This window comes from Aquidulcibacter sp., from assembly GCF_049239865.1.
In the GTDB taxonomy this organism is placed as follows: domain Bacteria; phylum Pseudomonadota; class Alphaproteobacteria; order Caulobacterales; family Aquidulcibacteraceae; genus Aquidulcibacter.
Map to the genome: position 1 here is coordinate 1 of NZ_JBMLTR010000022.1, position 2,267 is coordinate 2,267.

Annotated in this window: 2 protein-coding genes; both read left to right on the forward strand. The window is 52.2% G+C overall.

Annotated elements, in window-relative coordinates:
* The coding region (locus ACOVRA_RS02450) for a hypothetical protein (RefSeq protein WP_421718907.1) at positions 1-256 on the forward strand (256 nt) is incomplete at its 5' end.
* 292 nt (positions 257-548) lie between these two features.
* Positions 549-2,102 carry an AMP-binding protein gene (locus ACOVRA_RS02455; RefSeq protein WP_421718908.1) on the forward strand — a complete coding sequence of 518 codons (1,554 nt, stop codon included), beginning with the start codon at positions 549-551 and terminating at the stop codon, positions 2,100-2,102.
* The last annotated feature ends 165 nt before the right edge of the window (positions 2,103-2,267 follow it).

Consider the following 2,267-nt stretch of genomic DNA (forward strand, 5'->3'; position numbering starts at 1 on the left):
TCAGGATCCATTTCCGATTTCTCAGCCAGTTGTCGGGCTTTTTGCCGATCAGGAGGTTGTTGTCATCGACGGGCCGCTCTACCCGGGGGTTAATTATGAACTTGAGCGCAAAATCGTCCACTTGAGCGAAACCCCCAAAACTGAATCAATGTGGATACGGACTATGGTTCGTGAAAAAGCAACTTCGCGACTGTGTGCCGAGATGCTGCTCAATCAAGCCTTCCTCAAGGCCTCTTCTGAGTTATACGAGTTTTAGCAGTTAGCTATATTAGCCGAAATTGAGTGTCGTTAGCGTATTTCTGTGCCTCGACGGGTACAAAAGGATCATCACAGTCCATGTCGCTAACTGTTTCCCCAGATCGCGGCTTCGAATCTCTTAAACCAAGCAGCAAGGCTTGTTGACTGCCATTGGATTAAAATGATACAAATTAGTATCACTTCTGCCAGATCGAATAGACTCGATATGACCGATGGATGCGTTCGGGAGGGAATCTCTTGTATTTTGTAACGACTTACCCAGCACAGAAGCTCGATTGGCAGGGTTGGCAATGAGGTTGGACTGGCATGATGGGCCCACCCATGCAAGTTTCGTATTACATGCTTTGGCGCGCTTTGGTGAACGTACCGCCTTTATGGCTGGCAAAAGGGCGATTAGTTATAGGGCTGCGCGAGACTTAATAGGCCGAATGCAAGCGGCGATGGTTAGGGCCGGAATTGGGCGCGGGGACGTCATTGCTGGTCTTTCCTCAAACAATTTTGAAGCTTGGTGCGCTAGCGTGGCTTGTAATGGGTTGGGTGCGGCAACCACTTCCCTTCATCCACTTGGGTCCCACCAAGATCATCTTGACCAGATTGCCGACTCAGGTGCCACAGCCTTGATTTTAGACCCTGCATTTGGCGACCGAGCGGGCCAGCTTTGCGTTGACGCATCTGTCCCAACCACTTTAGTTCTGGGCCCTGCGTCCTTTGGAAAAGATCTAATTGCAGAGGCGATGGATGCGTCATTTAGTCCGAAAGATTTATCGCGACCGAATGAGCTAGCGATCATCAATTACACGGGTGGGACAACCGGCCGTCCAAAGGGTGTAAGACGCAGTCATAGGGAGCTTACTGCAGGGTCTATTGCTGTTCTAGCAAACTTCCCACTTCCGAAATTGCCAGTTTATTTGGCCGCCGCGCCTATTAGTCATGCGGCGGGTATGTTCATTACGCCGGTACTTGCTAGAGGGGGCACCGTCGATCTCATGTCTGGATTTGAGCCGGACGCACTTATCCGACGTCTTCTTGACTCTAAGGCCAATATGTCATTGCTCGTTCCATCGATGATATACGCGCTTCTCGACCATACGACTTGGAGCCGCGCTGATTTGACCTCATTGGAGCTGCTTTTATACGGTGCCTCTCCCATTGCTCCATCTCGCCTTGAGGAAGGGCTTGACCGCATTGGCCAAGTTTTTTGCCAACTTTACGGTCAGACTGAATGCTTTGGGATAGCCTCGCTTCGACCCGAAGACCACAGCCTAGCTCGCCCAGAGCTACTAGCTTCTGCTGGACATCCTTTGCTCGACTGCGAAGTCTGCGTGCTTGATGACAGCGGTTTGATGACAGAGGCGGGTATAAAGGGAGAGATATGCGTACGCGCTCCCTATGCGATGCAAGGTTACTGGAATCAACCTGACCTAACTGCTGCAACCATCAAGGATGGTTGGATTTGTACAGGCGATATCGGTTGGCAGGATGAAGAGGGGCGGCTTTTCATTGTAGATCGAAAAAAAGAAATGGTGATCTCTGGGGGCTTCAATGTATTTCCAAGCGAAGTGGAAAACGTTCTGAACGCCCACCCGGCGATTGCTGGAGCGGCTGTTATCGGCGTGCCTGACAATAGGTGGGGGGAGGCAGTAAAGGCTTACATCGTGATTCGCCCGGGCTATTCAGTCAGCCAGGATGATCTCGCTAGCTGGGTCCGTTCGCGCAAGGGGCCGGCCCATGTCCCCAAATCATTTGAAGTTGTTGGACAGTTACCGCTAACCTCCGTCGGAAAGATAGATAAGAAGGCGCTGCGCTCAGCTTGGTGGGACCCGTCTGAACGTCAGGTGAGCTGAAATTACACGCTGCGGCCAAGCTGGCACGCTCAACTGGCTACACACCCACCATCACGGCGCGCCCATCCTTACGACCAATGCTGCAGGCACCGTCGTGCGATAACTTGTTCCACCGAACGTCTGCTTACCGACCCCACGCCCTCCAAACCAGACCAACCGCTTTCG

Coding starts and splice junctions, on each gene's coding strand:
- ACOVRA_RS02455 (WP_421718908.1), top strand. CDS start 549: ATGAGGTTGGACTGGCATGATGGGCCCACCCATGCAAGTTTCGTATTA.